The organism is Streptomyces durbertensis (assembly GCF_014156695.1).
Lineage (GTDB): Bacteria > Actinomycetota > Actinomycetes > Streptomycetales > Streptomycetaceae > Streptomyces > Streptomyces durbertensis.
The window spans coordinates 1-2,094 of sequence record NZ_WMLF01000651.1; the positions used below are offsets into that span (position 1 = coordinate 1).

General features: G+C 76.3%; 2 protein-coding genes. Both read right to left on the reverse strand.

Annotated features, from left to right (window positions below):
- Positions 1-1,312, reverse strand: a 1,312-nt coding sequence (locus tag GL263_RS25525) for a serine hydrolase domain-containing protein (RefSeq protein WP_228456824.1), incomplete at its 3' end; no start/stop codon positions are given.
- A gap of 75 nt (positions 1,313-1,387) precedes the next feature.
- Positions 1,388-2,071, reverse strand: a complete 684-nt coding sequence (locus tag GL263_RS25530; RefSeq protein ID WP_182858109.1) for an FMN reductase — start codon at positions 2,069-2,071, stop codon at positions 1,388-1,390.
- Positions 2,072-2,094 lie beyond the last annotated feature (23 nt).

The following is a 2,094-nucleotide window of genomic DNA, read 5'->3' on the forward strand; positions in this document are numbered from 1 at the left end:
GTTCGCGGGTGAACACGAACGTGGCGACGTCCAGGTGGGAGACACCGCCGTCGGCCCGCCGCGCCAGCCGCAGGGTCTCGCCCGCGTAGTAGCCGTCGAGGCCGGTCCAGGTGCCGTCGGGCTCGGGGCGGAAGCGGGAGCCCCGGCCGGGACCGCCGTGCGGGCCGAGGAGCAGGGTGCGGTCGGCGGCGAGCCGCAGGGTGTGCGGGGCGGCGCCCCAGTACCAGGTGCCGGTGAGGGCCAGCAGTTCCGGGTCGGCGGGCTCCGCGAGCGGGCGCCAGGGCCGGGGCAGGGCCGGTTCGTGTTCGGTGACGGTCCGGATCAGGTCGGCGGCCACCGCGCTGACCGAGGGCCCTGAGGTGACGTTGGCGAGGACGACGGCGCCGAGCCGGTCCGCCGGCGAGCACAGGACGGCGGCGACAAAGCCGGGCATGGAGCCGCCGTGGCCGACGAGCACGCGCCCGTCGGAGGCGCGGAGCAGGCTGACGCCCAGGCCCCAGGCGAGGTTCCAGTCCTCGAAGGCGTTCGGCGCGAGCGGTCGCCGCATCTCCTCCAGGGTGTCGGTGGAGAGCACGTGGCCGACGCCGACGCCCTCGCCGCCGAGGAAGGCCGTCAGGCGGGCCAGGTCGGCGGCGGTGGACCACAGTTGGCCGGCGGGCGCCATGGTGCCGGTCTCGGTGAGGGGCTCCTCCTGGAGGACGTCGGCCCAGGGGTGGACGGCCCAGCCCGCGGCGTGCGGGGGCTGGGGGGTGAGCGTCGTGCGGAGCATGCCGAGCGGTTCCAGGACCTCGCCGCGCAGCACGACGTCCCAGGCGCTGCCGCGCACCTCCCCCACCAGCGCCCCGAGCAGGGCGTAGGCGGTGTTGGAGTAGTGATGGCGGCGGCCCGCGGGCAGCCGCAGCGGCTCACCGTCGACGAGGTCGGCCAGGTCGGGGCGGAGTTCGCCGGGTGTGCGCTCCCACCAGGGGCCGCGCGGCTCGGCGGCCAGGCCGGAGGTGTGGGAGAGGAGTTGGCCGATGGTGGCGGCACCGGCCTGGGTGCCGGGGAGGTGCTTGTCGAGCGGGTCGGCGAGGTCGATCAGCCCCTCGTCGCGCAGCCGCATGACCTGTACGGCGACGAGCGGCTTGGTGATGGAGCCGATGCGGTACTGGGTGTCGGGCGTGGGCTCCGGACCCGGCTCCGCGTGGCGGGAGCCGGTCCAGACAAGCTCGCCCTCCCGGACGACGGCGGCGGTGAGGGAGGGCGTGCGCCCCTCGCTCTGCGCGGTCGCGACGCGGTGGAGCAGGGCGCGTTCGGTCGTGGGAAGCAGCATGTCGGGCAGGCTAGTCGCCGTGGCCGACATCCGCCGTGCCGGCCACGCGGCCTGTGGACAACTCCGGTGGAGCGGTCAGTTCCGCACGCCGAGGGCGGCGAGTTGTTCGGCGAACGGGACGACGTCCAGCGGCGCTTCGGCCCGCGGGCCGCGCGCGGCGGCCGGCGGGCGTGCCCTGCCGGCCACCATGTCGGCGAGTTCGTCGGCGGCCCGGTCGACGCGCGCGGCGAGTTCGTCGGTGTGGCGGTCGCCGCCGCCCCAGTCCTCGGGGGCGGCGAACACGGCCGTCGGCACGGTCGGCGCGCGCAGGTAGCCGAAGAGCGGGCGGACGGCGTGTTCCAGCGCGAGGGAGTGCCGGGCGGTGCCGCCGGTCGCCGCGACGAGGACGGGCGTGCCGCGCAGCGCGTCCGGTTCCGTCAGGTCGAAGAACGACTTGAACAGTCCGCTGTAGGAGGCGGCGAAGACGGGGGTCACCGCGATGAGCGCGTCCGCCGAGGCGACCGCCGTCAGCGCGTCGCGGAGCCGGGCGGGCGGGAAGCCGGTGACCATGTGGTCGGCGATGGCGCCGGCGAGTTCCCGCAGCTCGACGACGTGGACGTCGACGGGCCTGCCGCGTGCGTCGAGGTGGTCCGAGGCGGCCTGGGCGAGCCGGTCGGCGAGCAGTCGGCTGGTGGACGGCTCGCCGAGGCCGGCCGTGACGACGGCCAGGGTGGCGCGGGGTTCCGCGTCGGTCCGCTGGCGGGGGCGGGGGTTGCCCATGGGATCGTCCTTCGCGGTCGGGT